Genomic DNA, 20226 nt, shown 5'->3' on the forward strand with positions numbered 1-20226 from the left:
GGACTAAGCCGCTCGCGCGGCAATGGCGCTTGTGGCTGGCGGTGCGTTTCCTGATCGACGTCGGTTCTTTGTGTCTCGGGTTCCTGGCCTGACGATTGAGACTTCTCAATCTGATGGACAGGAGGGTCCGATGACAGAGGAGAAGACCACCGCGCTGCGTGAGCGGATGATCGAGGACATGCGCATCCGCGGGATGGGCGACAAGGCGCAGCAAGGCCACATCCGGGCGATCAAGGATTTCGCGGCCTTTCTGGGGCGCTCACCCGACACGGCGACGCCGGAGGAGTTGCGGGCCTACCAGCTACACATGACCAATGCCGGGGTGACGCCCTCGACATTCAATGTCCGGATCATCGCGCTCAGGTTCTTTTTCGGGATCACCTGCGGGCGCGAGGAGATGAAGCGGTACATGCAGTTCCAACGCAAACCGCAGAAGCTGCCGGTCGTCTTGAGCGTCGAGGAGGTCGCCGACCTGCTGGCCGCGGCTCCCGGGCCCGGGCTGAAGTATCGGGCGGCGCTCAGCATCAGCTATGGCGCCGGGCTGCGGGCGTCGGAGGTGTGCCACCTCAAGGTCACTGACATCGACAGCGAGCGCATGCTGATCCACGTCGAAGAAGGCAAGGGCGGCAAGGATCGCAAGGCCATGCTATCGCCGGGCTTGCTGGATCTGCTGCGCGATTACTGGCGGGAGGCGCGTCCGCGGGGATGGTTGTTTCCCGGCAAGCCGAAGATCAATCCGATCTCGCCGCGCCAGCTCAACCGGGCCTTCACCGCGGCCAAGCACATGGCGGGCATCGCCAAGCCCGCAACGCTGCATACCCTGCGCCACAGCTTCGCCACGCATCTGCTGGAGGCGAACACCGACGTGCGGGTGATCCAGGTTCTGCTCGGCCATGCCAAGCTGAGCAGCACCGCCCGCTACACCCACGTCGCCACCAAGTTGATCCGCGACACCATCAGCCCGTTCGAGCGCCTGAAGCAGTTGGAGGATCTCACCCTGAGGCGTCGGCTGGAATGAAGCGCGCGCCGGGGTGCCCCGGCAAAAGCTGGAGATCGCTGACATCTTCCGAGCCTATGGGCCTGCGTGGCGGCGAGCCAATGCCGGGCATGTCAGCCTGACCCAGCTCAAGGTCATGGCGGCGATCGAAGCCTGCCGAACCGAGGCGCTCGGCGGGCATGTGGCGGCTTGCACCAAGTGCGGGCATAACCACATCGCCTATAATTCCTGCAAGAACCGGCACTGTCCGAAGTGCCAGGGCCCCGCGGCGCGCGACTGGATGGCCGCCCGCGCCGAAGACCTGCTGTCGGTCGAGTATTTCCACGTGGTCTTCACCCTGCCGGCCGAGATCGCGCAGATCGCTTACTGGAACAAGAAAGCTGTCTACGACCTGCTGTTTCGGGTATCGGCCGAGACGCTGAGCACTATCGCCGCCGATCCCCGGCAGCTTGGCGCGCACATCGGCATGACCAGCGTGCTACACACCTGGGGATCGGCGCTGATCCATCACCCGCATGTGCACATCATCGTGCCCGGCGGCGGGCTGTCGCCGGATGGCACGCGGTGGATCTCATGCCGCCCCGGGTTCTTCCTGCCGGTGCGGGTTCTGTCGCGACTGTTCCGGCGGTTGTTTATCGCAGGGCTGCGGGCACTGCATTGCGCCGGCGATCTGAGGTTCTACGCTGATCTGACAGCTCTCGCAGAGGCTGACGCGTTCGCCGCCTGGCTGTGCGCAAATCAGAATGGGTCGTCTATGCCAAGCCGCCGTTCGGCGGTCCCGAAGCGGTGCTCGCCTATCTCAGCCGCTATACCCACCGGGTGGCGATCTCCAACAGCCGTCTGATCAGCGCCGATGCCGAGACCGTCACCTTCCGCTGGAAGGACTACCGGATCAAGACCGGCGACCGTCAGAAGGTGATGCGGCTGGCCACCGACGAGTTCATCCGCCGCTTCCTGCTCCATGTGCTGCCCGACGGTTTCCACCGCATCCGCCATTACGGCCTGCTCGCCAGTGCGGGCCGCAAGACCAAGGTCGCAAAGATCCGCGCTCTGCTCGGAGCGGAAACGGCCAAACACAATGATCCGCCAAGCGCTGAGACGATCCCGCTCACTCTGAGACAGCCATGCCCCGAGTGCGGTGGCCCGATGCGCATCATCGAGATCTTCCGACGCGGTCAGAAACCCAGAGCCCGGGCGCCACCGAGAAAGCAGGCCGCATGACAAGGTGCCCGTCACATTGGCCAAAGCCGACCCGAAAACACTCTGCATTCCGGGATCGGATCGCTTTGCGCCCAATAACACTGAGCATCGCAAAAGCGTCGAAATCGGCACCAACGAGACCGCCAGATCTGCTTCCGATCATCGCCTCCCACACCCTCGGGTCGGCGCCTTTGCGTCTGTCGGCAGCGCCGAAGTCCACAACAGACGCCCGCGGCCCCGCGCTTTCCCCATAGGTCCCACCCAGCCTCCGCGGCTTCCTCCTTCCAAGGTTTGTCAACGCGGGCCGCCCAACGCCAGCGGCAAACGTCGCGCTGCGGCCCGCATCGAAAAACCTTCAGGACAGCGGTCGATCGCCAAGGCACCGCGCGATGACTCGGTTGCCGCCGATAGCGGACAATGATCCACGAGCAAGGGGTTCCGGCGTACGTCGGCGAATGGAGCAGTTGGTCGCAGGCGGAACGTCTCATTGCGCGCCGAGCTGGGGGTTTGAAACACGGCCACCTTTCGCCTCAGTTTGAGACTGTGGCCTGGCGCATTTGGCGCCTGGGTGAGCTGCCCATGACACGTTTGTAGGCTGTGCTGAAGGCCGCCTCGGACGCATAACCGACAGAATGGGCGATCATTGAAACCGATTGGCCGCCTTCCCGGAGCTTTCGCTCCGCCAACCACATACGCCATTCCGTGAGATAACTGAGTGGGCCGATGCCGGCGATCGCCTTGAAGTACGTGGCAAAAGTGGTCCGCGACATCGCTGCTGCCTTCGCGAGTTCCGGCAGGTGCCAGTTGCGGGCGGGATCGCAGTGCATCAGGCTCAGGGCGGGCGCGAGTTTCGGATCGCAGGCGGCCCGCAGCCAACCGACATTGACGCCGCGCTCCTGCGAGAGATAGCCGCGCAGCAACTGCAGGAACATGAGGTTGGCTAGCCCCGAACGCGCCGCAAGGGTTCCAGGAACGGTGGACGTCGTCTCCCTTACGAGCTCTTCGATCAGCCACCGCAGCCGGCCGGTTCCCGTCTCGCTGCCGCTCAGATGGATGACCGGTGGAAGATTGTCGATAAGGAGACGGCTGCCCTTGGACGCGAATTCGAGATGGCTCCCGAGATAGAGCAAGTCGCCGCCTTCACCCAGATGCGCGAAGGTGGATCGCTCCCCGTCGAAAAAGGCAAATGCATCCGCTGGAGGCAAAGCAGGGTCGCTTGCGACCGTAAAGGCCGCCTCCGCGGACAGCAGGAAGACGTCGCCGCTGTTTAGATGGAAAAGATCGGGGAGGCCATCGACGGTGACGAAACACGAGCCATGGGCAATGGCAAAGAACTTGACCTTCTGCGGGGGCGGGAAACGGATGGCCCACGCGCCGCCTGCCGAAAAGCCGCCGCTGTAGACGACGCGCGTTTCGATCAGCGACAGGATCGCGGATAGCGGATCAGCGGTCATGTTCTGAACTATGGCGAAGGAAGTGCGGACTATCAAGCATTCAAAGTCAGCGGTGCGGACAGTATCTCGGCGGGGTCTAAACAGGAGACCCAACATGTCTAGCATGCAAGAGCCCATCAACTCCGGCTTCACCGCCGCTTCCACCACCTCGGACGTCATCGCCGGCATCAGCCTGGTCGGAAAGGTCGCCATCGTCACCGGCGGTTATTCCGGCCTCGGTCTCGATACCGCCAGGACGCTCGCGCTCGCGGGAGCCAGGGTAATCGTGCCCGCCCGCGACGTCGAGCGCGCTCGCAGGACCATCGCCGAGATTGGCGGCGGCATCGAAGTCCAACCGATGGACCTCACCGATCCTACGTCGATTGATTGCTTCGCCGAGAATTTCCTGAATTCCGGTCAGTCGCTTCACATCCTCGTCAACAGTGCCGGGATTATGGCCGTCGAGGAATTGACGCGCGACGCGCAGGGCAACGAGCTCCAGTTCTCGACCAATCATCTGGGCCATTTCCGGCTTGTCGCGCGGCTCTGGCCGGCGCTCAAGCGCGCTGGCGGCGCACGCGTTGTCTCCGTCTCGTCGATGGGGCACCGCTTCTCGTCCGTAGTGTTGTGGTTGAAGGGAAGCGAGCGCTCTTGCCAATTTTTGCCAAAGTCGGTATGGTCACTTGCATGGGCACTATGAACATTTCCCTGCCGGACCATCTTAAGAGCTTCGTCGATGAGCAAGTCGCCGGACGGGGTTATGGGACAAGCAGTGAGTATATTCGGGAGTTGATACGTCGAGATCAGGATCGTCTTGCGTTACGCCGGCTGTTGCTTGACGGAGCCTCGTCCGCACCGACTGAACCGGTCGAGGCGGAATATTTCACCAGTCTGCGCGATCGAGTTCGTGGTCAGCACAGCAAGTGAATAATAAGACTATTATCCCGCGGCAGTTGGCGCGCAGCGACGTCGAGGCGGCCATTGACTATTATGCACGCGAAGCAGGAACCGAGGTCGCCCTCGGATTTATCGACGCACTTCAAGCGGCATACGCTTTGATCGCAGGCCATCCGGAGGCCGGATCGTTGCGGTACGCATACGAGTTGGGATTGCCTGACTTACGGAGTGTCTCTCTGAAGCGATATCCCTATCTCATTTTCTATCGCGACCAGCCAGATCATGTCGATGTTTGGCGCGTGCTACATGCGAAGCGAGACATTCCGCAATGGATGCAGGAGCCGAACAATCACTGAGCGCTCGGACATTCCCGCCGAAGCCATTGGGGTGGGCCGGCGGTTCGTATCCACTCAAAGCGAGGGATGAAAGTCGGCTCTGGGGCCGTGTGCTGCCCGGCAGCTTCTAGCCTCGCAAGAGAGATACCGGACGTTTTGCAGCACAGCATCGGCAGTTAAATCGAACGGCTGTCGTATGCCCAACGCAGCAGCGCCTGGCGTTGACGCGGCCGGCACCAGCAGTCTCCAGGCTCGCAGGCCCGGCGAAGCTGAGCGATATGGGCGGCGAATAGCTGTCCAACGGGCGACCTGTCGCTCGTCCTCACCGGGCATACGGCGACCTTGGTGGTAGCGGCAGTACCACTGGAACCAGCCACGCGGATCGTCGGGATGTATCCATCCCTTGGCTCGCCAGACGCTGAGCGGTTGGCTGGCGTCGACACCGAAGCAGTTAAGTGCCGGATCTTTTCGCAGCGCCGACAGCCGGGCTTCCCCAAACGTTGAATGTGAAGAAAACACCGTCACTAAGGGAGAAACGTCCCCAGCCCCGATTGCCATCACATGCGTGCGCGCAGCGTCCAGATCATGGGCATTGAAATGAAAGACTGGTTTGTTGACGTGCGGTCCGACAAACGATTTGCTGTCGATGCCCGAAGAGAATGTCTCCCTCGGTCGATCCGTCCAAGAGCGGCAATACCAATCTCTCGCCGCTTCAATATCGCTGACCGGAATGAACGCTCCACCGATATCGCTCTGTATCGCACTGACCACAGACGCCACCATCTTGAGTTCAGAATCTTCTGCCCCAGGCTAGTCTCAACCTCTAGCCCCGCAGCCAAACTGCGGAGGTGATTGGACGCAGGACTCGTCCAGCCGATTACCAAGCGCAAAGCGCCCCCGACGTCCAGTTGTGGTGGGGCAAGTATGTCGAGGCGGGCCATGTGGTGGCGGATGGCGCCCCGCGCAGTCAGGGCACCAGCCGCAAGCTGATGGCGCGGATCAAGACGGAGGGAGAGTGCTCTGGATGCGCGGTGATCCGCATTGCAGGGACCGTACGCAACAGTCCTACGCGAGAAATGTCAATTTCGATGACGCCTGCTGACGGTGAAGGCCTTGAGCCGTGGTGCGGCGGAGTTTCTGAACCAAAACGGAATGCTCTAAGCGGGCGCCTTTTCCTTTCTTTGCGTGCCCGCCCTGCGGGTGGTGGAACGATGAACAATCCTCATGCGCGCCGCTTTCAAAGGTCGCGCTTCTCCTTCGGAAAGGCTTTCGCGGGCCGCATCGACGATCGAAAAGGCGACGAAATCCGCCTGCAACTCTTCGATGAGCTGCGCCTTTGCGTGGGACGCTCCTTCTCGGTCCTCCCGCCAGAATACGATGCCGATGCGCGCCGTCGGCGTCAAACGCTTCAGCCTGCGCACGATGAATTTCGCGTGTTTCCCGGAATCCTGGTTGAGAAAGCCGATGATGACCGTGGTACGGCCCTCCAGCGCCAGAGCCCTTATATTGCCGACTTTCAGGTCCCGGTAGCTGGCCAATGCAGCCTCGGCGCCCTGGATCGTGACGACCTGCGACAACATCGAGGCAGCCACGTCGTCCAGATCGCCCCTTCCCCCGATGCATAGTACGGATTTCCCGTCCCCGTCCGGCAACTCAAAGCCGCCGGCTTCATCTTCTTCGTCTGGACCGTCGGCGTTATCGTCCTCCTCTTCCTCCTCTTCTTCGCTCGCGATTTCTTGAAGATTGGCGACGAGCACGTGCCCGCTCTCGGCAACCTGCTCCAGTTGCGCATCCGTCATCGCCTTTCGAGCGCGATCCCGTTCTGCAAGCAGCAGGGCCGGAATGGCGACGGAGTCGTAGAACTCGACGAGATACTTCTCCTCGAGCATCTCCTCGGCGTTGTCGGTCGCCTCGTCGGGATCGCCCGCGAGCAGGCGCTGGTACAGGCGTTCCTTGGGATCGAGGACCGGCTCGTTGCCGAAAAGGATTTCGAAGAACTCGAACTGGGGAACATGGCGGCCGAGAACGACGAGACAGACCGTCAGCGGCGTCGACAGCACCAGCCCGACGGGTCCCCAGAGCCAGGCCCAGAAGATTGCCGCAACGATGATCGCAAGCGGTGACAGGCCGGTGCGCGAACCGTAGAGCCAGGGCTCCACGACATTGTTGCTGAGCACTTCGAGGAGAACGAACAGAGCTGCTGTCCAGAGCAGCACGCTCCAGCCCGGCGCCACCGAAAAAGCCAGGAACAAGGGAACGAGCGCGGCGATGATGGGGCCGATATAGGGCACGAACCTGAGGACGATTGCCAGCATGCCCCAGAGGACCGCATTGGGTATGCCCAGCACCCAGAGACCGGCTGCCAGCGGTATGCCATAGGTGATGTTCACCACCAGCTGCATGAGCAGGTATCGGCCGACACGCGAGCCAGCATCCTGGAGGGCTTGCGTTGTGCGGTGGAGGTCTCCGTAGCCCACGAGGCGGATGAAACGGTCCCTCAGATCCTCCCGCTCCAGAAGCATGAAGATGACGACGATGATGATGAGTCCGGTCGTCGCCAATGGACCAACGAGAGGATTGACAATGCTCCTCAGCATTTCGATCGGGCGCTGAGGCGAGAAGATCTCCACCAGAAGCGGCTTGGGCGGCTGCGCCCCGGAAGATGGTTGGGCTTGAGGTTCCGACCGGCTGAGTTCGGTCCCGATCCTCTCCACGAGACGGCCAAGCCGATCGATCACGCTGTTTTCCGACTCCGCCTCTTTCAGGGCCCTGATCTTTTCAACGATGTTGGACTGGTATGTCGGGAGGTTCCGCGCAACCTCGCTGACCTGCATCGCCACGACGGCGCTGAAGATCGAGAGCGAGAGAAAGGCCGCAGCCACGCTTACGATGACGGCAGGCATGCGCGGCAAACCGACTTTTCTGAGGTTCGCGACGACCGGTGCCAGCGCAAACGTAAGCAGGATGGCAACGGCCAGGGGCAGGAATACTGCTCGGGCGAAATAGAGGACAGCGACCGCGGCAGCCATCGCAGCGAGCGTTGGAAACTTGGACGGCTGTGCTGTGGCTATCGATCCCGAGCCGTAATCCCTGCTGCTTTCCTCGCTCATGTCCTTCCGCTGACCTCCCGTGCAAGCTGGATGAAAATGGCGTCCGCGTTGTTTCATTAAGCAGGTAGAGCGATTTGTCGATAAGCCCAGGGGAAAGCCGAGGGGCCACGCAACCCGCATGAGCGGGTGGATCACGCGTGTCGAACTGGAGTCGGGGCGGAGGGTGTGTGGCGCACGAAAGTGCGCGCAGCACCCTCCGAGAGCAACTTGGCTGTAAGCCGCGACGAAGCGTCCGCCGCGCCGTCTCGATCGCGGCGACGTCGATTCTCCCCATGTCCATCATGGCATCGAACGCGCGCTTTGCCTCAGCGCCGCCGGCGGCCAGCGCATCAGTCAGCACACGCGGCGTGATCTGCGAGGAAATCCCCCACTTGTCCTTGCACCACCGATGTGCGTGCGTGAAATCAGATCCAGGATACCGGATGCCGGGAACATTTTGCACCTCTATGGCTGGTTTGAGCGCCTCCAGAGTGGCGTCTGTGGCTTGACCGACGTTGGTCGGAGAGCGCTGCAGCAATGGCCGCAGCCGGACCTGCCGGCAGCCCAACCCGCTTTTGAGCGTGGTTGCCTGTGACTACACCCCGACAGAGCATCGGGTGCACCGTTTGATTCTGCCCAAGGTGTGTACTTGGATGTCAAGCGCCCAAAGGATACGCGCAAAACAGAACATTTTAGGAACTTCTCCCTGTCATAACTTCGACGGCCGGTTTATAAGGATCGGATGGTTCAAAGAGCAGGCAGTGCAGATCTCCCGCTTCATGGTGGCAAGGTTCCCCGGTGGCTGGGCGAACGCATGACGAAGCTTGGCGCGGTCATCACCGAAGCAATCGTGATTGAATATGGCCGCGACGAGTTTCTCCGGCGTTTGGCGCACCCCTTCTGGTTCCAGTCCTTTGGCTGCGTCATGGGTATGGATTGGCACTCCTCCGGAATCACAACAAGTGTCATTGGCGCTTTGAAGCGCGGCCTCGCACCCCTTTCGCGGGAACTAGGTGTTCATGTCTGCGGAGGACGTGGGCGAAATTCGAGGCAGACGCCAGCCGAATTGATCGACATCGGGAATCGTGTCGGCATCGACGGCGGCCGTCTCGCAGCCACCAGCCGGCTCGTCGCAAAGGTTGACAGCGCAGCGGTTCAAGATGGATTCGACCTTTACCTGCACGGCTTCATCGTGGCCGACGACGGCAAATGGGTGGTCGTGCAGCAGGGCATGAATGGTGACAAGCGACAGGCTAGGCGCTACCACTGGCTATCAGAAGGCGTTTCCAGTTTCGTCGATTCCCCCCATGCAGCGATAGAAGGAAAGCGCCAGGGCGAAATCGTCAATCTCGCCGATAGGCGTGCCGCAGCATCGCGAAAGGGTCAGCTTGACCTTCTAACCTCTCTCGGGCCGGACCGAATTGTGCGCGAGATAGTCCGGATTGATTCGAAGGTCCAAACGAAAGAACTCGTGCAACCCCTGCTGCCGCACCTTGTAATGCCGGCACATCACGAGGTGCGAGAAGAAAACATCAACATGAGGCGGTTGCACGCAACGCTTGCTGCGGCCGTCGATCGCGGGCCTGAAGATTTCGAACAACTCCTGCTCGTTCCAGGCGTCGGTGCGCGGACGGTCAACGCGCTGGCGATGGTGGCAGAAGTGGTGCATGGCGCGCCCTGCCGTTTTGCCGATCCCGCGCGGTTCTCGCTTGCGCACGGCGGCAAGGATCGCCATCCGTTTCCCGTGCCACTCCAAGTCTACGATCAGACGATCCGCGTAATGAAATCGGCTGTGACCAAAGCGCGGCTCGGTCGTGATGAGGAGCTACAGGCGCTGAGACGTTTGGACGATCAGGCGAGGCAGCTGGAGAAATACGTTACCGGCCCGGATCTAAAAGAAATTGTCGCCGGGGAGTTCCGCCGGTCCCCCGAATGGGGCGGTCGCAGCATCTTTGGCTGGGAGGCTCACCCTGAGCAGTGCGACGAGAAAGCACGCTCCTAGCGAGCGCGGGCGGAGTTGGGCAGACAAAGGACATCGTTCGCGCCTTTTCTCACGAAGGCGGCGGGTGCTGCGGTGCGTGAGATTTGCTCGCCCACATGAGTACGCAGGCGTGAAGATGCGGCTGAATGGCAAAGTCCAATTGTCAAAATAAATCAGCTTTAAACATGAATTCCATGATCTGCATGTCTATGACTCTTGCGTTCATCACGTCAAATGGCACGGCGTAGTACTTTGGCCGCAACATCGACATTGCGAAATGGCGGTACATCCGCGCTCGGCAAGGAGGCTGCGAGGAACAATGCTGAGGAATGCGAGAGGGACGGAGGCCGGGAGGGCTCTTGGTGTCAAGACGGCGGCGATGGCCAACAACCCGCCGACCTTCGAGCACATCGTCACCGGCGTGAATGAGACCTTTCTGTGGCGCAAGGACAACTATCCCTGGGAGCGCAATGTCTGGAACTTCCATCCCGAGATTGAAATTCACCTGATCCGCAATGCCGCAGGCATGGCCTTCGTAGGCGACTACATCGGCGAATTCGGCCCCGGCTATCTCACCGTCGTGGGCCGAAACCTGCCGCATGATTGGGTAACGGCCACTGAGCCGGGCGAGATCATCGAAGGCCGCGATATCGTCATCCAGTTCGACCAGGAGCGGATCGGCGAACTCAGCAAATTGGCACCGGAATTTGCCCAGCTCGACGCCTTCTTCCGGCTCGCCGAACAAGGCCTCGTCTTTCACGGCGAAACGCGCCACCGCGGCGCGGAGCTCATGGAGAGCATGGGCGCCCACTCCGGTTTCTCCCGCTTCGCCGCGTTCGCCGAGCTCCTGGATCTCCTGTCTGGCAGCCACGAGTATGAAATCCTGTCGTCGCCGGAATTTGCACCGAAGCTCGACGCAGAGACCCTCGATGTGCTGCAGCGCGTGCTCATCTATATTTTCGAGCATGTCGCGACCGATATTCACCTCGCGGACGTGGCGGCGCTAGCCGGCATGAGCGAGAGCGCGTTTTCCCGCTTCTTCAAGAAGAACACCGGCAACAGCTTCACCGATCACGTCAACAAGCTGCGCATCTGGCAGGCCTGCAAGCTGCTCGCCGAAAGCGAGATGCCGATCACCGACATCTGCTTCGAGGTAGGCTATCTCAACATTTCCAATTTCAACCGCACATTTCTGCGTCATCACAAGATGACACCCTCCGCCTATCGGCGGTTGACAGGACAGAGGCGACCGGTCCGGACAATCGATGCGCAGCATTTCAACGCGCATTAAAGTATAGATTACGTGCATGAGGGGCGCTAGTTCATCGCGCCGTATTTCATAGGATCACATCAGCGAGCAAGCTCGCACGGGAGGAGCAGGCGAGCGGAATCGGGAGATTCTGAAGCCTGCTCTGCAGACCTTTAGGGGAGGTTCAAAACATGAAAGACCTGAAAGCGCTCGTTTCGAGCATCACTATCGCTTGCGCTCTCGCAAGCTCGGCGTCTTCAATTGCTGAGGCTGCACAATGCACCGGGACCATCCGGGTTATCGCGCAGCCGCGCGACGGCCTGACGCTGCTTGAAAACTACAAGGATGAATTCGCCAAGCTCTCGGGCGGTGCGGATTTCCAGATCGACTATCTGAACGAGAACGATCGCCGCGCCAAGACCAAGGCCGATGCGTCGACGATCGGTAAGTACAATGTGTATTATATTGACGAAGCCAACGTCGCACTTTTCGCAAAGTCCGGCTGGGTCGCTCCGCTGACCGACTACTATCCTGCTGATTACGATTATGCCGATTTCGATCCAGGGCGCCAGAAGGTCGCCACCTATGACGGCAAGGTTTGGTTTGCGCCTTTGACCGGCGGCGGCGACCTGATGGTCTACCGCAAGGATCTGCTTGAAGCCGCTGGCATCAAGCCGCCGACCACGCTCGACGAATACATCGCTGCCGTGAAGGCCCTGCATCAGCCCGACAAGGGCATCTACGGCACCGCCCTGCGCGGCCAGCGCGGCTCGGGCGCCAACGTCTGGCGCTGGATGCCTTACTTCAAGGGCTTTGGCGGTAACTGGTTCGAGGGGGACAAGCCGGTCTTCGATGGCGACGCGGCCTTGAAGGCGACCGAGACCTACCTCGAGATCTTCAAGTATTCCGCACCGGGCAGCCAGACCGGCGGCTGGGACGAGGCGGTCGGCGCCTTCACCTCCGGCCAGGTCGCCCTCCTCATCGAATCCACGCCGCTGGTCGGGATGGCGCTCGATCCGAAGTCGTCGCAGGTCGCCGACAAGATCGGCTACCTCCCGCCGCCGACCCCGCTGACCGGCGGTGGCTACGGCCACGGCCTCGCCATCGGCACCAAGGCGAACAAGACGGAAGAGGCCAAGCAGTGCGCCGGTCTGTTCATCGCCTGGGCAACGTCGAAGGAAAACGAACAGCGCCGTCTCGAAGAAGGCCAATTTAGCGAACTCAACCGTACCAGCGTCATGACCAGTCCGAAGTTCGCCGAACTCTATGGTCCCGACCTCGGCCAAGCGCTCGCCGACACCGGCAAGGTCACGGCGGTCAACTTCTGGCAGAACGCATCGTGGCCGGACCTGGGCGACCGGTGGGGCATCATCCTGGAAGAACTGATCACCGGCACCCGCACGGATATCAAGGAAGGCCTGGATGAGCTCAACGGCTTTGCCACCGACCTCGTCGGCCGCAGCCAGTAATCCAGACTGAACAGATATCCTCCCGTCCCGGCGCTGGCTTCGGCGGCGTCGGGGCTTTCCATCCAAGGCGACGCGCACGGCGTCGTCGGAGGGACTCATGAAGAACAAGAATACATTGCCCTGGGTGTTCCTTGCGCCTGCCATGGTCGTGCTCGCCGTCTTGGCGCTGGTGCCGACCGTCTGCGCGATCGTCATATCCTTCGAGGATCGCGAACTCAGCAGACCTGACGGAAATTTCGTCGGCTTCGACAACTATCTCGCGCTGTTTTCGGACCGGCGCTTCGTCAACGCCATTACGGTTTCGCTGAGCTGGGAGGTCATCACAGTTGGCTTCACCATGCTGATCGCGGTCGGCCTCGGCATCCTGCTGTTCGAATGCGTCTCGCGGCGCACCCGCAATGTTCTGGCGCTGCTGTTCATCGTGCCGGTTATCCTGCCGCGCGTCTCGGCCGCCTTCGTTTGGAAGTTCGCATTCCATCCGCTCTATGGCATCGCCACCTATCCTTACAAGGCGATCACCGGCCAGCCGCTCGATCTCTTGTCCAATCCGCTGACCGCGCTCGGAACGGTCGCCCTCGTCGACGTCTGGCAATGGGGCCTGTTCTTCTCCGTCATCGTGCTGAAGCTTTTGGAGACCCTGCCGCCGCAGCCGTTCGAGGCGGCTCGGCTCGACCATGCGCGTACGTGGGAAGTCTATGGCTATGTGGCGCTGCCGATGCTGAAGGCGCCGCTCATCTCGCTCGCCTTCGTCAAGATGATCGAATCGCTGCGCGCCTTCGACCTGATCTACGTGATGACCCGGGGCGGCCCCGGCATCTCCACCGAGACGCTCGACATGTACGCCTTCTCGCAAGGATTCATCGAGTCAGGCCGCATTTCCTATGCATCCGGCATGGCGGTTCTGATGATGATCGCGACCTCGCTTGCCTTCACCGTCATCTGGAAGAGGGCGAAGATATGAGCGGCCGTTCGATCGGCCGCCTCGCTGGCCGCGCCATCCTCCTCCTCGCAGCGTTCTCCGCCGTGTTCCCGGCGTTCTGGACTGCACTCAACGCCTTCAAGAACCGCGTGGACATCGTCACGCCCACGCCGCTTTTCATCTTCACCCCGACGCTCGACAATTTCGCCTACGTGCTCGGTCGCGACAGCGTCTTCGACGGCCTGTTCAATTCGTTGGTGACCTCGGGCGCCGCCGTGCTAATCGGCGCGGTGCTTGGTCTGCCTGCGGCCTATGCCACCGCGCGCCATCCGAACCGCTGGTCGAAGGACATTCAGTTCTTCGTGCTGTCGCTGCGCTTCCTGCCGCCGGTCGCCGTCGCCATTCCGCTGATGGTAATCTGGCTGCAGCTGGAGCTCTACGACACGAGGCTGTCGCTCATCATCACCTATACGCTGCTGACGCTTGCAACCGTTGTCTGGCTTTCGGTCCCGGCCTTTGCCCGCGTGCCGAAGGAGGTAGAGGAAGCCGCCCGCGTCGATGGCTACGGCCCCTATGCGATCTTTTTCCTGATCGCACTGCCGATCGCCTCGCGCTCGCTGATCGGCGCCGTCGCCTTTGCCTTCGTGCTCGTCTGGAACGAATTCCTGATCGCATTGATGCTGACGACCTCCGACGCCAAAACGCTGCCGATCGTCGCCTCCGAACTCACCCAGCTCGGCCGGGACGTGCCCTGGGGCATCCTCAACGCCTCGGTCGTGCTGCTCTCCATTCCTCCGCTGCTCTTCATCGGGGTCCTCAGCGGAATGCTCAACAGCGCCTTCAAGCGCAAGTCTTCATAAAAAGGAATTTCTCGATGCAAGCTCTGGTTCTTGAGCAAAAGGGCGTCCTCTCGATGCGCGACATCGACTTGCCGGTCGAACTCGGCCCCGATGACGTGAAGATCAGGATCAACACCGTCGGTGTTTGCGGCAGCGACGTGCATTATTACACGCATGGCGCCATCGGTCCCTTCGTCCTGCGCGAACCCATGGTGCTCGGTCATGAGGCCGCAGGCACGATCGTCGAGGTCGGCGGCAATGTGCGGGGTCTCGCCGTGGGCGACCGCGTCTGCATGGAGCCTGGCATTCCCGACCTCACTTCGCGGGCCTCCAGGCTCGGCATCTACAACGTCGATCCGAGCGTACGCTTCTGGGCAACACCGCCGATCCATGGTGTGCTGACCCCCTACGCGGTTCACCCCGCCGCCTTCACCTACAAGCTACCCGACAATGTCAGCTTCGCCGAAGGCGCCATGGTCGAACCCTTCGCCATCGGCATGCAGGCGGCCGCGCGCGCGCGTATCGCCCCGGGCGATGTCGCGGTCGTCATCGGCTGTGGACCGATCGGCATCATGGTGGCGCTGGCCGCGCTCGCCGGTGGCTGCAGCCGCGTGTTCATCTCTGATTTCAGCGCCGAGAAGCTGGCGATCGCTGGTGGCTATGCCGGCATCACGCCAATCAATATCGGCGAGCAATCGCTGAAGGACGTCGTCGCCCGAGAAACCGACATGTGGGGCGCCGACCTCGTGTTCGAGGCCAGCGGCAGCGCCAAGGCTTATAGCGGGATCTTCGACCTCGTGCGCCCGGGCGGCACCTTGGTGATGGTCGGCCTGCCGGTCGAGCAGGTGAATTTCGACGTATCCGGCGCCATCGCCAAGGAAGTGCGGCTCGAAACCGTGTTCCGCTACGCCAACATCTTCGAGCGCGCCCTGCAGCTTATAGCCTCCGGCAAGGTAGACCTGAAGCCTCTGATCACGGACACTTATGACTTCAAAGACAGCATCCAGGCCTTCGAGCGCGCCGCCTCTGCCATCCCCACCGATGTGAAGCTGCAGATCCTCATGGAAAGCGGAGGTAAATGAGATGTCGAACATCGTCTGCGCGCACGTCGACAAGAACTATGGCGCCATAAACGTCATCAAGGATTTTAACCTCGAAGTCGCCGACCGCGAGTTCATCGTCTTCCTCGGACCGTCCGGCTGCGGCAAGTCCACGCTTCTGCGCATGATTGCCGGCCTCGAGGAGATCTCGGGCGGCGACGTCATGATCGGCGGAACGCGCGTCAACGAGCTGGAACCGCGTGATCGCGGCGTTGCCATGGTTTTCCAGAATTACGCGCTCTACCCGCACATGACGATCTACGACAATATCGCCTTCGGCTTGAAGCGCATGAAGGTGCCGAAGGCCGAGATCGACCAGCGCATCCGCGCTGTTTCGGCGACGCTCGGCCTAGATCCGTACCTGGAACGCAAGCCGACAGAACTATCCGGCGGCCAGCAGCAGCGTGTGGCAATCGCCCGCGCCATGATCAAGACGCCCAAGGTGTTCCTGTTCGACGAACCGCTGTCGAACCTCGACGCCAAGCTGCGCAACCACATGCGCATCGAGATCGCCCGCCTGCACCAGAAACTGCAGACGACGACGATCTACGTGACGCATGACCAACTGGAGGCGATGACGCTCGCCGACCGCATCGTCCTCATGAAGGGCGGCGCGATCGAACAGATCGGCACGCCCGCCGAAATCTACGAACGTCCACGTACGCTTTTCGTAGCGGGGTTTATAGGTACGCCGAACATGAACTTTCTCGATGTCACCGCGCACTCCGATAGAGAGTCGTGGAGGCTTGAAGGCGACGGTTTCCGTTTCCGCGCGTCTCGCCAAGTTTTTGAGCTGAGGGAGGGGCAAGAGCTGACGCTAGGTGTACGTCCATCGGCACTTGTTTCCTGCCCCCACGTTGCCGGGGCCGAGAACTTGTTATCCGGCTCCATCGATCTCGTTGAGTTCCACGGGGACGATGCACTGGTCTCCTTTCAGGCCGCAGGAACAGAAATCGGCGCCTTGGTCCCTGCAGCAACAGCGCCAACTCCGGGTATGCAGGTAACTTTCTCTGTAAAAAGCGAGAGCCTGCACCTTTTTGACAGCACGGGCTTGTCTATGCGTCGGCCTACCCCGGTAACGATCGTCGCAGAGGCCTCCTGACGCGTCGCGGGACGATCAGGCCTTGGCCGCGGACGCTCTCCTCGACTTGCCAGAGCCTCGCCATCCGCTCGACTGTTGCCGTTGCAACCGTCGAGCTTTCCGCGACATGCAGTCCAGGAACTTGCACCGGCTGTGTTGTAGGGCAGGGAGGTCGCCTCATGGGTGATCTCGAGCCGACCATCGGGGTAGTCGCAGACAATGACCTTCACGTCAGTAAGTCTCGCCTGCTTCCCTCTCGCCATTCATCAGCCCCTCGTTCAAATCGATGTCCAGTATGGCAAAACGGCGCGTGCGAAAGTCGATCTCTTTGTCGCCGAAAGACTGTCCGGGGATTAGCGGAAATGCTGTCCCGGATTTAGAATCTCCGTACGGCAATCGAGGAACAGATGAACCTTTGCGACCGTGCCTCAGGAAGAGCCATCCTGTCCGAGGACGCCATTGTCGAGGCTGCGGCACATCGCCGGCGAGCCCGTCTCGCGCACAGGCAGGCTCGCGAGGAGATATTCGAGATGCTCCACGCCTTACGCCAGCAGGTCTGTCTTACAGCGAAATTGCGCGACGGACCGGCTATGAGCGTCGCAGCGTAGCGAAGTGGCTCAAGTTCAAGGCTCCGCCAGATAGGCGGCGAGCAGCATTGAACCCGACATCACCATGGTACTTTGAAACGTTCCTTGCCCGATCTGGAAGGAAGGGAACCGTTGCGGGCGGTATCAGTATCATGACGTCAAGCAGCGCGGCTACACCGGCAGCTTCTCCAATCTGGAGCGCCTGCTGGGAGCTTGGCGGCGTGCCGAAAAAGAGCCCGTCGATGGTGTCCTTCCATCGCGCTCAGCTTGGGATCGGTTCGAGATCCGGATACCGGCCACGCGATGTCGCCAGTTGTTGCCGCGGCGCTGTGCATCCAGCCACGAGGCCTTTTGACGCCTCGACAGGCAAGAAAGGTCGATGCCCTGAAGCAGGGATCTACCGCATTCGCCGAGATGCGGCCTGGCGACGCGCTTCACCGGAATCCTTCGCAGCAAAAGATCGGAAGCACTGGACGTGTGGATCGACGATGCGATCGACTCAGAACGCATTCCGATCATGCGTTTTCGCATGTGTTTTGCGCAGAGACATCGATGCCGTCGACAACGCCATCGAGCTACCCTGGAGCAACGGACAGGCCGAAGGCCAGATCAATCGCCTCAAAACCCTCAAGCCCGCAATGTACGGCAGGGCAGGTCCCGAACTACTGCGGGCACGAATGCTGCGACTGCGCCACACAAATTGAGGAAGCGACACTAAGAATGTCGAGTAGCTGTTGGGACGACGATTGCCTAGCTGCCAGCGGGGGGCCCAGCGTCGCTACGGTCATCAGGGTGTCCAATTTGCATCCCGCTTGGCGGACAATTATCGGGATTCGGACTCTCCCCACGCTGGCCGGCCCATGTAAGCAGGGCATCGAGAGCCGGGCAAAGCGCTTGTCCCCAATCGGTCAGGCAATACTCAACCTTCGGCGGCACCTGATGATGAACAATGCGGCGGACAATCCCGTCATTCTCCAACTGCCGGAGCTGTTGGATCAACATCTTCTGGGAAACTGCCGGTATGGCACGTTCCAGGTCCGAGAAGCGCAACACCCGTCCACCGAATAAGTGAAACAGGATCACCAGCTTCCAGCGGCCTTCGAGCAGCTTCAGAGCGGCCTCAACTCCTTCGGCCGCTGTTTCCCGCGTGTATTGATGGGGCATACGTTTTCGTAAGTACCTGACTTATTCGTGCGTTCTTGAACTTTGTGGAAGTTAAGGCAATTTCCATACGTACGCAAGTAAACACCGGAGAGTGATTATGCCTCTTAAACTTCCCAAACCTGTTGCCGACTATTTCGCTGCCGACGCAAAGGACGGCTCGGCAGTTGCCAACCGCTTCACCCCTGATGCTGTGGTGATCGACGAAAGACAGACGTACACAGGCCGCAAGGCCATTGCTCGATGGAAGGCGGAGTCGTCCACCAAGTACGAGTACTCTTGCGAGCCGATTGCCGCCGAGGAGGAGGGGGGAAAGATCATCGTCACCGCGCACCTGACTGGTAACTTCCCCGGCAGCCCGGTCGACCTTCGTTACGCCTTCGTACTTGCGGGCGATGCGATCGCGCACCTGGAGATCGCCTGATGAACTTCGATCTAGGTCTTGAGGGCCAGCGTGCATTGGTGACGGGCGGCACAAAGGGTACGGGTGCGGCGGTGGTTCAGGCTTTGCTGGCCGCGGGCGCGCGGGTCGCGACAACTGCCAGGACCGTGCCCGAACCCAAGGCGGAGGGTCCCCATTATATAGCTGCCGATCTCATGGCTGCCGAGGGCTGTGCGAAGGTCGCCGATGAGGTGCTGGCCCATTTTGGCGGCATCGACATCGTCGTCAACGTGCTTGGCGGGTCCAGCGCGCCGGCCGGTGGCTTTGCTGCGCTGAGCGACGAGGAATGGCTGAAGGAACTGAACCACAATCTGATGCCCGCGGTTCGGCTCGACCGGGCACTTCTGCCGGCAATGATAGCGCGGGGATCTGGTGTTATCATTCACGTGACGTCGATACAGCACGAGTTGCCGCTGCCGGAATCGACGACCGCCTACGCCGCGGCCAAGGCCGCACTCTCGACCTACAGCAAAAGCCTCTCAAAGGAAGTGACCCCAAAGGGGATCAGGGTGGTCCGTGTGTCGCCGGGCTGGATCGAAACCGATGCGGCCGTGGCGCTTGCCGAACGGCTCGCGAAGGAAGCGGGTACCGACTACGAGGGTGGCAAAAAGATCATCATGGGTGCGCTTGGCGGTATACCGCTCGGGCGGCCGACGAAACCGAAAGAGGTTGCTGATCTTGTAACGTTCCTTGCATCATCGCGTGCGGGGGCGATCACCGGCACCGAATATGTCATCGACGGTGGCATGGTACCTACCGCTTAAAACCACTCGTTCAGATAATAAGGAGTGCGGCAGGGGATTCCGCGTAGGTGTTCGTCGACACTTGGACGCGCCTTGCCCAAAGCTATTGTCGAGCCGATCAAGCTTCCAATGAGAGGCCATGTCGAATGTTTGCCGTCTAGGTTGAGAACCCCAGCAGGGAATATCCGCTGAGGGCGCTTTGTATTGGCGAGCAGCCCTGCCCCATAGGTCCGGATGACTTGCTACGAGGTCAAAGTCTCGCATGCGAGCTTGAACCGGCACGATCTCTTTACCCTCCAGGGGATCACGCACCACCCAGATCCTCTTTGGTTCCCGATCATTCTGGGCAATGACGGCGCCGGCACGCTGAATGACGGGACACCGGTTGCCATCTATCCGACGGTCGGCAGGGACGATTGGCGAGACAACGAGACGCTGGACCCCCACTGGCACATCTTCAGCGAATTTCTGCCAGGAACCTTTGCCGATTACATCGCCATTCCACGACGCAATGCGCATGTCAATGGAGGTCGCTTCCATTCTTTGCACAGCCTGGCTTATGGCGTATCGAGCCCTTTTCGTGCGGGCGGGCAGCATGCCGGGCTAACGCCGGCTGGTACAGGACGCACGGGGAGGCATGGCCACGGCACTGATCCAACTCGCTGCGGCGGCCGTCTGTTTCGATAGGTGTCGGTGACGTGGTG

16 protein-coding genes and 7 pseudogenes are annotated in these 20226 nt (G+C 61.0%); 17 read left to right on the top strand and 6 right to left on the bottom strand.

Going from position 1 to position 20226, the window contains the following annotated elements:
* Positions 1 to 130 precede the first annotated feature (130 nt).
* Together GHK62_RS31350 and GHK62_RS31355 are read left to right on the top strand one after the other, a co-directional pair.
* A complete protein-coding gene (locus tag GHK62_RS31350) occupies positions 131 to 1018 on the top strand; it encodes a tyrosine-type recombinase/integrase (RefSeq protein ID WP_153437046.1) in 888 nt (295 codons plus the stop codon).
* Between the two features lie 13 nt (positions 1019 to 1031).
* Positions 1032 to 2218, top strand: a pseudogene (locus tag GHK62_RS31355) (IS91 family transposase).
* Between the two features lie 509 nt (positions 2219 to 2727).
* Here the strand turns inward: GHK62_RS31355 and GHK62_RS31360 are convergent.
* Entirely contained in the window at positions 2728 to 3651 is a 924-nt protein-coding gene (locus GHK62_RS31360; RefSeq protein ID WP_153442858.1) for an AraC family transcriptional regulator, read from the bottom strand.
* A 94-nt stretch (positions 3652 to 3745) separates the two neighbouring features.
* Here GHK62_RS31360 and GHK62_RS31365 point away from each other — a divergent pair.
* The 3 genes and pseudogenes from GHK62_RS31365 to GHK62_RS31375 form a co-directional block, all read left to right on the top strand.
* Positions 3746 to 4252, top strand: a pseudogene (locus GHK62_RS31365) (SDR family NAD(P)-dependent oxidoreductase); the annotation flags it as partial.
* A 29-nt stretch (positions 4253 to 4281) separates the two neighbouring features.
* Positions 4282 to 4557, top strand: coding sequence for a type II toxin-antitoxin system ParD family antitoxin (locus GHK62_RS31370; protein ID WP_153442862.1), 276 nt, complete (start codon positions 4282 to 4284; stop codon positions 4555 to 4557).
* Positions 4554 to 4883, top strand: coding sequence for a type II toxin-antitoxin system RelE/ParE family toxin (locus GHK62_RS31375; protein ID WP_184108612.1), 330 nt, complete (start codon positions 4554 to 4556; stop codon positions 4881 to 4883). The genes GHK62_RS31370 and GHK62_RS31375 overlap by 4 nt, the downstream gene beginning before the upstream one ends.
* A 155-nt stretch (positions 4884 to 5038) precedes the next feature.
* Here the strand turns inward: GHK62_RS31375 and GHK62_RS34660 are convergent.
* From GHK62_RS34660 to GHK62_RS31390, 3 genes and pseudogenes are all read right to left on the bottom strand, one after another.
* A pseudogene (locus GHK62_RS34660) lies at positions 5039 to 5369 on the bottom strand (hypothetical protein); the annotation flags it as partial.
* 650 nt (positions 5370 to 6019) lie between these two features.
* On the bottom strand, positions 6020 to 7972 hold the full coding sequence (locus tag GHK62_RS31385) for an AI-2E family transporter (RefSeq protein WP_153439805.1): 1953 nt from the start codon (positions 7970 to 7972) through the stop codon (positions 6020 to 6022).
* A 232-nt stretch (positions 7973 to 8204) separates the two neighbouring features.
* Positions 8205 to 8357: pseudogene (locus GHK62_RS31390) on the bottom strand (VOC family protein); the annotation flags it as partial.
* On the opposite strand from GHK62_RS31390, the pseudogene GHK62_RS34665 reads away from it, so the two are divergent.
* From GHK62_RS34665 to GHK62_RS31425, 8 genes and pseudogenes are all read left to right on the top strand, one after another.
* Positions 8358 to 8546, top strand: a pseudogene (locus tag GHK62_RS34665) (hypothetical protein); the annotation flags it as partial. It lies immediately after the preceding pseudogene.
* Positions 8547 to 8693: 147 nt separating this feature from the next.
* Complete coding sequence (locus tag GHK62_RS31395; protein ID WP_153439804.1) at positions 8694 to 9953, top strand: DUF763 domain-containing protein; 1260 nt, start codon at positions 8694 to 8696, stop codon at positions 9951 to 9953.
* 298 nt (positions 9954 to 10251) lie between these two features.
* Positions 10252 to 11223 (top strand): AraC family transcriptional regulator, encoded by a 972-nt coding sequence (locus tag GHK62_RS31400; RefSeq protein ID WP_234886898.1) that lies wholly within the window; start codon positions 10252 to 10254, stop codon positions 11221 to 11223.
* Between the two features lie 149 nt (positions 11224 to 11372).
* On the top strand, positions 11373 to 12650 hold the full coding sequence (locus GHK62_RS31405) for an ABC transporter substrate-binding protein (protein WP_153439803.1): 1278 nt from the start codon (positions 11373 to 11375) through the stop codon (positions 12648 to 12650).
* A gap of 97 nt (positions 12651 to 12747) precedes the next feature.
* Positions 12748 to 13611, top strand: a complete 864-nt coding sequence (locus GHK62_RS31410) for a carbohydrate ABC transporter permease (protein WP_153439802.1) — start codon at positions 12748 to 12750, stop codon at positions 13609 to 13611.
* Entirely contained in the window at positions 13608 to 14429 is an 822-nt protein-coding gene (locus GHK62_RS31415) for a carbohydrate ABC transporter permease (RefSeq protein ID WP_153439801.1), read from the top strand. Before GHK62_RS31410 ends, GHK62_RS31415 begins: the two co-directional genes overlap by 4 nt.
* A gap of 14 nt (positions 14430 to 14443) precedes the next feature.
* Complete coding sequence (locus tag GHK62_RS31420; protein WP_153439800.1) at positions 14444 to 15490, top strand: NAD(P)-dependent alcohol dehydrogenase; 1047 nt, start codon at positions 14444 to 14446, stop codon at positions 15488 to 15490.
* 1 nt (position 15491) lies between these two features.
* Positions 15492 to 16610 (top strand): ABC transporter ATP-binding protein, encoded by a 1119-nt coding sequence (locus tag GHK62_RS31425; protein ID WP_153439799.1) that lies wholly within the window; start codon positions 15492 to 15494, stop codon positions 16608 to 16610.
* Here the strand turns inward: GHK62_RS31425 and GHK62_RS35325 are convergent.
* Positions 16586 to 16745 (bottom strand): annotated as a pseudogene (locus GHK62_RS35325) (IS66 family transposase); the annotation flags it as partial. The gene GHK62_RS31425 and the pseudogene GHK62_RS35325 sit on opposite strands and share 25 nt — an antisense overlap.
* 224 nt (positions 16746 to 16969) lie before the next feature.
* Here GHK62_RS35325 and GHK62_RS31430 point away from each other — a divergent pair.
* Positions 16970 to 17880: pseudogene (locus GHK62_RS31430) on the top strand (transposase); the annotation flags it as partial.
* Between the two features lie 46 nt (positions 17881 to 17926).
* On the opposite strand, the gene GHK62_RS31435 reads toward GHK62_RS31430, so the two are convergent.
* Positions 17927 to 18340, bottom strand: a complete 414-nt coding sequence (locus GHK62_RS31435; protein ID WP_234886897.1) for a winged helix-turn-helix transcriptional regulator — start codon at positions 18338 to 18340, stop codon at positions 17927 to 17929.
* A 97-nt stretch (positions 18341 to 18437) separates the two neighbouring features.
* Between GHK62_RS31435 and GHK62_RS31440 the strand changes: the two genes are divergently transcribed.
* The 3 genes from GHK62_RS31440 to GHK62_RS31450 all read left to right on the top strand — a co-directional run bounded on the left by GHK62_RS31440 (position 18438) and on the right by GHK62_RS31450 (position 20209).
* On the top strand, positions 18438 to 18761 hold the full coding sequence (locus GHK62_RS31440) for a nuclear transport factor 2 family protein (protein ID WP_153439798.1): 324 nt from the start codon (positions 18438 to 18440) through the stop codon (positions 18759 to 18761).
* Positions 18761 to 19543: an SDR family oxidoreductase gene (locus tag GHK62_RS31445; protein WP_153439797.1), complete on the top strand. Its 783-nt coding sequence runs from the start codon at positions 18761 to 18763 to the stop codon at positions 19541 to 19543. The genes GHK62_RS31440 and GHK62_RS31445 overlap by 1 nt, the downstream gene beginning before the upstream one ends.
* A 249-nt stretch (positions 19544 to 19792) precedes the next feature.
* Positions 19793 to 20209, top strand: a complete 417-nt coding sequence (locus tag GHK62_RS31450; RefSeq protein WP_153439796.1) for an MDR/zinc-dependent alcohol dehydrogenase-like family protein — start codon at positions 19793 to 19795, stop codon at positions 20207 to 20209.
* Positions 20210 to 20226 lie beyond the last annotated feature (17 nt).

The sequence above is a fragment of the Sinorhizobium terangae genome (genome assembly GCF_009601505.1).
Lineage (GTDB): Bacteria > Pseudomonadota > Alphaproteobacteria > Rhizobiales > Rhizobiaceae > Sinorhizobium > Sinorhizobium terangae.

Coding starts and splice junctions, on each gene's coding strand:
- GHK62_RS31440 (WP_153439798.1), top strand. CDS start 18,438: ATGCCTCTTAAACTTCCCAAACCTGTTGCCGACTATTTCGCTGCCGAC.
- GHK62_RS31360 (WP_153442858.1), bottom strand. CDS start 3,651: ATGACCGCTGATCCGCTATCCGCGATCCTGTCGCTGATCGAAACGCGC.
- GHK62_RS31395 (WP_153439804.1), top strand. CDS start 8,694: ATGGTTCAAAGAGCAGGCAGTGCAGATCTCCCGCTTCATGGTGGCAAG.
- GHK62_RS31400 (WP_234886898.1), top strand. CDS start 10,252: ATGCTGAGGAATGCGAGAGGGACGGAGGCCGGGAGGGCTCTTGGTGTC.
- GHK62_RS31425 (WP_153439799.1), top strand. CDS start 15,492: ATGTCGAACATCGTCTGCGCGCACGTCGACAAGAACTATGGCGCCATA.
- GHK62_RS31385 (WP_153439805.1), bottom strand. CDS start 7,972: ATGAGCGAGGAAAGCAGCAGGGATTACGGCTCGGGATCGATAGCCACA.
- GHK62_RS31410 (WP_153439802.1), top strand. CDS start 12,748: ATGAAGAACAAGAATACATTGCCCTGGGTGTTCCTTGCGCCTGCCATG.
- GHK62_RS31435 (WP_234886897.1), bottom strand. CDS start 18,340: ATGCCCCATCAATACACGCGGGAAACAGCGGCCGAAGGAGTTGAGGCC.
- GHK62_RS31420 (WP_153439800.1), top strand. CDS start 14,444: ATGCAAGCTCTGGTTCTTGAGCAAAAGGGCGTCCTCTCGATGCGCGAC.
- GHK62_RS31415 (WP_153439801.1), top strand. CDS start 13,608: ATGAGCGGCCGTTCGATCGGCCGCCTCGCTGGCCGCGCCATCCTCCTC.
- GHK62_RS31445 (WP_153439797.1), top strand. CDS start 18,761: ATGAACTTCGATCTAGGTCTTGAGGGCCAGCGTGCATTGGTGACGGGC.
- GHK62_RS31350 (WP_153437046.1), top strand. CDS start 131: ATGACAGAGGAGAAGACCACCGCGCTGCGTGAGCGGATGATCGAGGAC.
- GHK62_RS31405 (WP_153439803.1), top strand. CDS start 11,373: ATGAAAGACCTGAAAGCGCTCGTTTCGAGCATCACTATCGCTTGCGCT.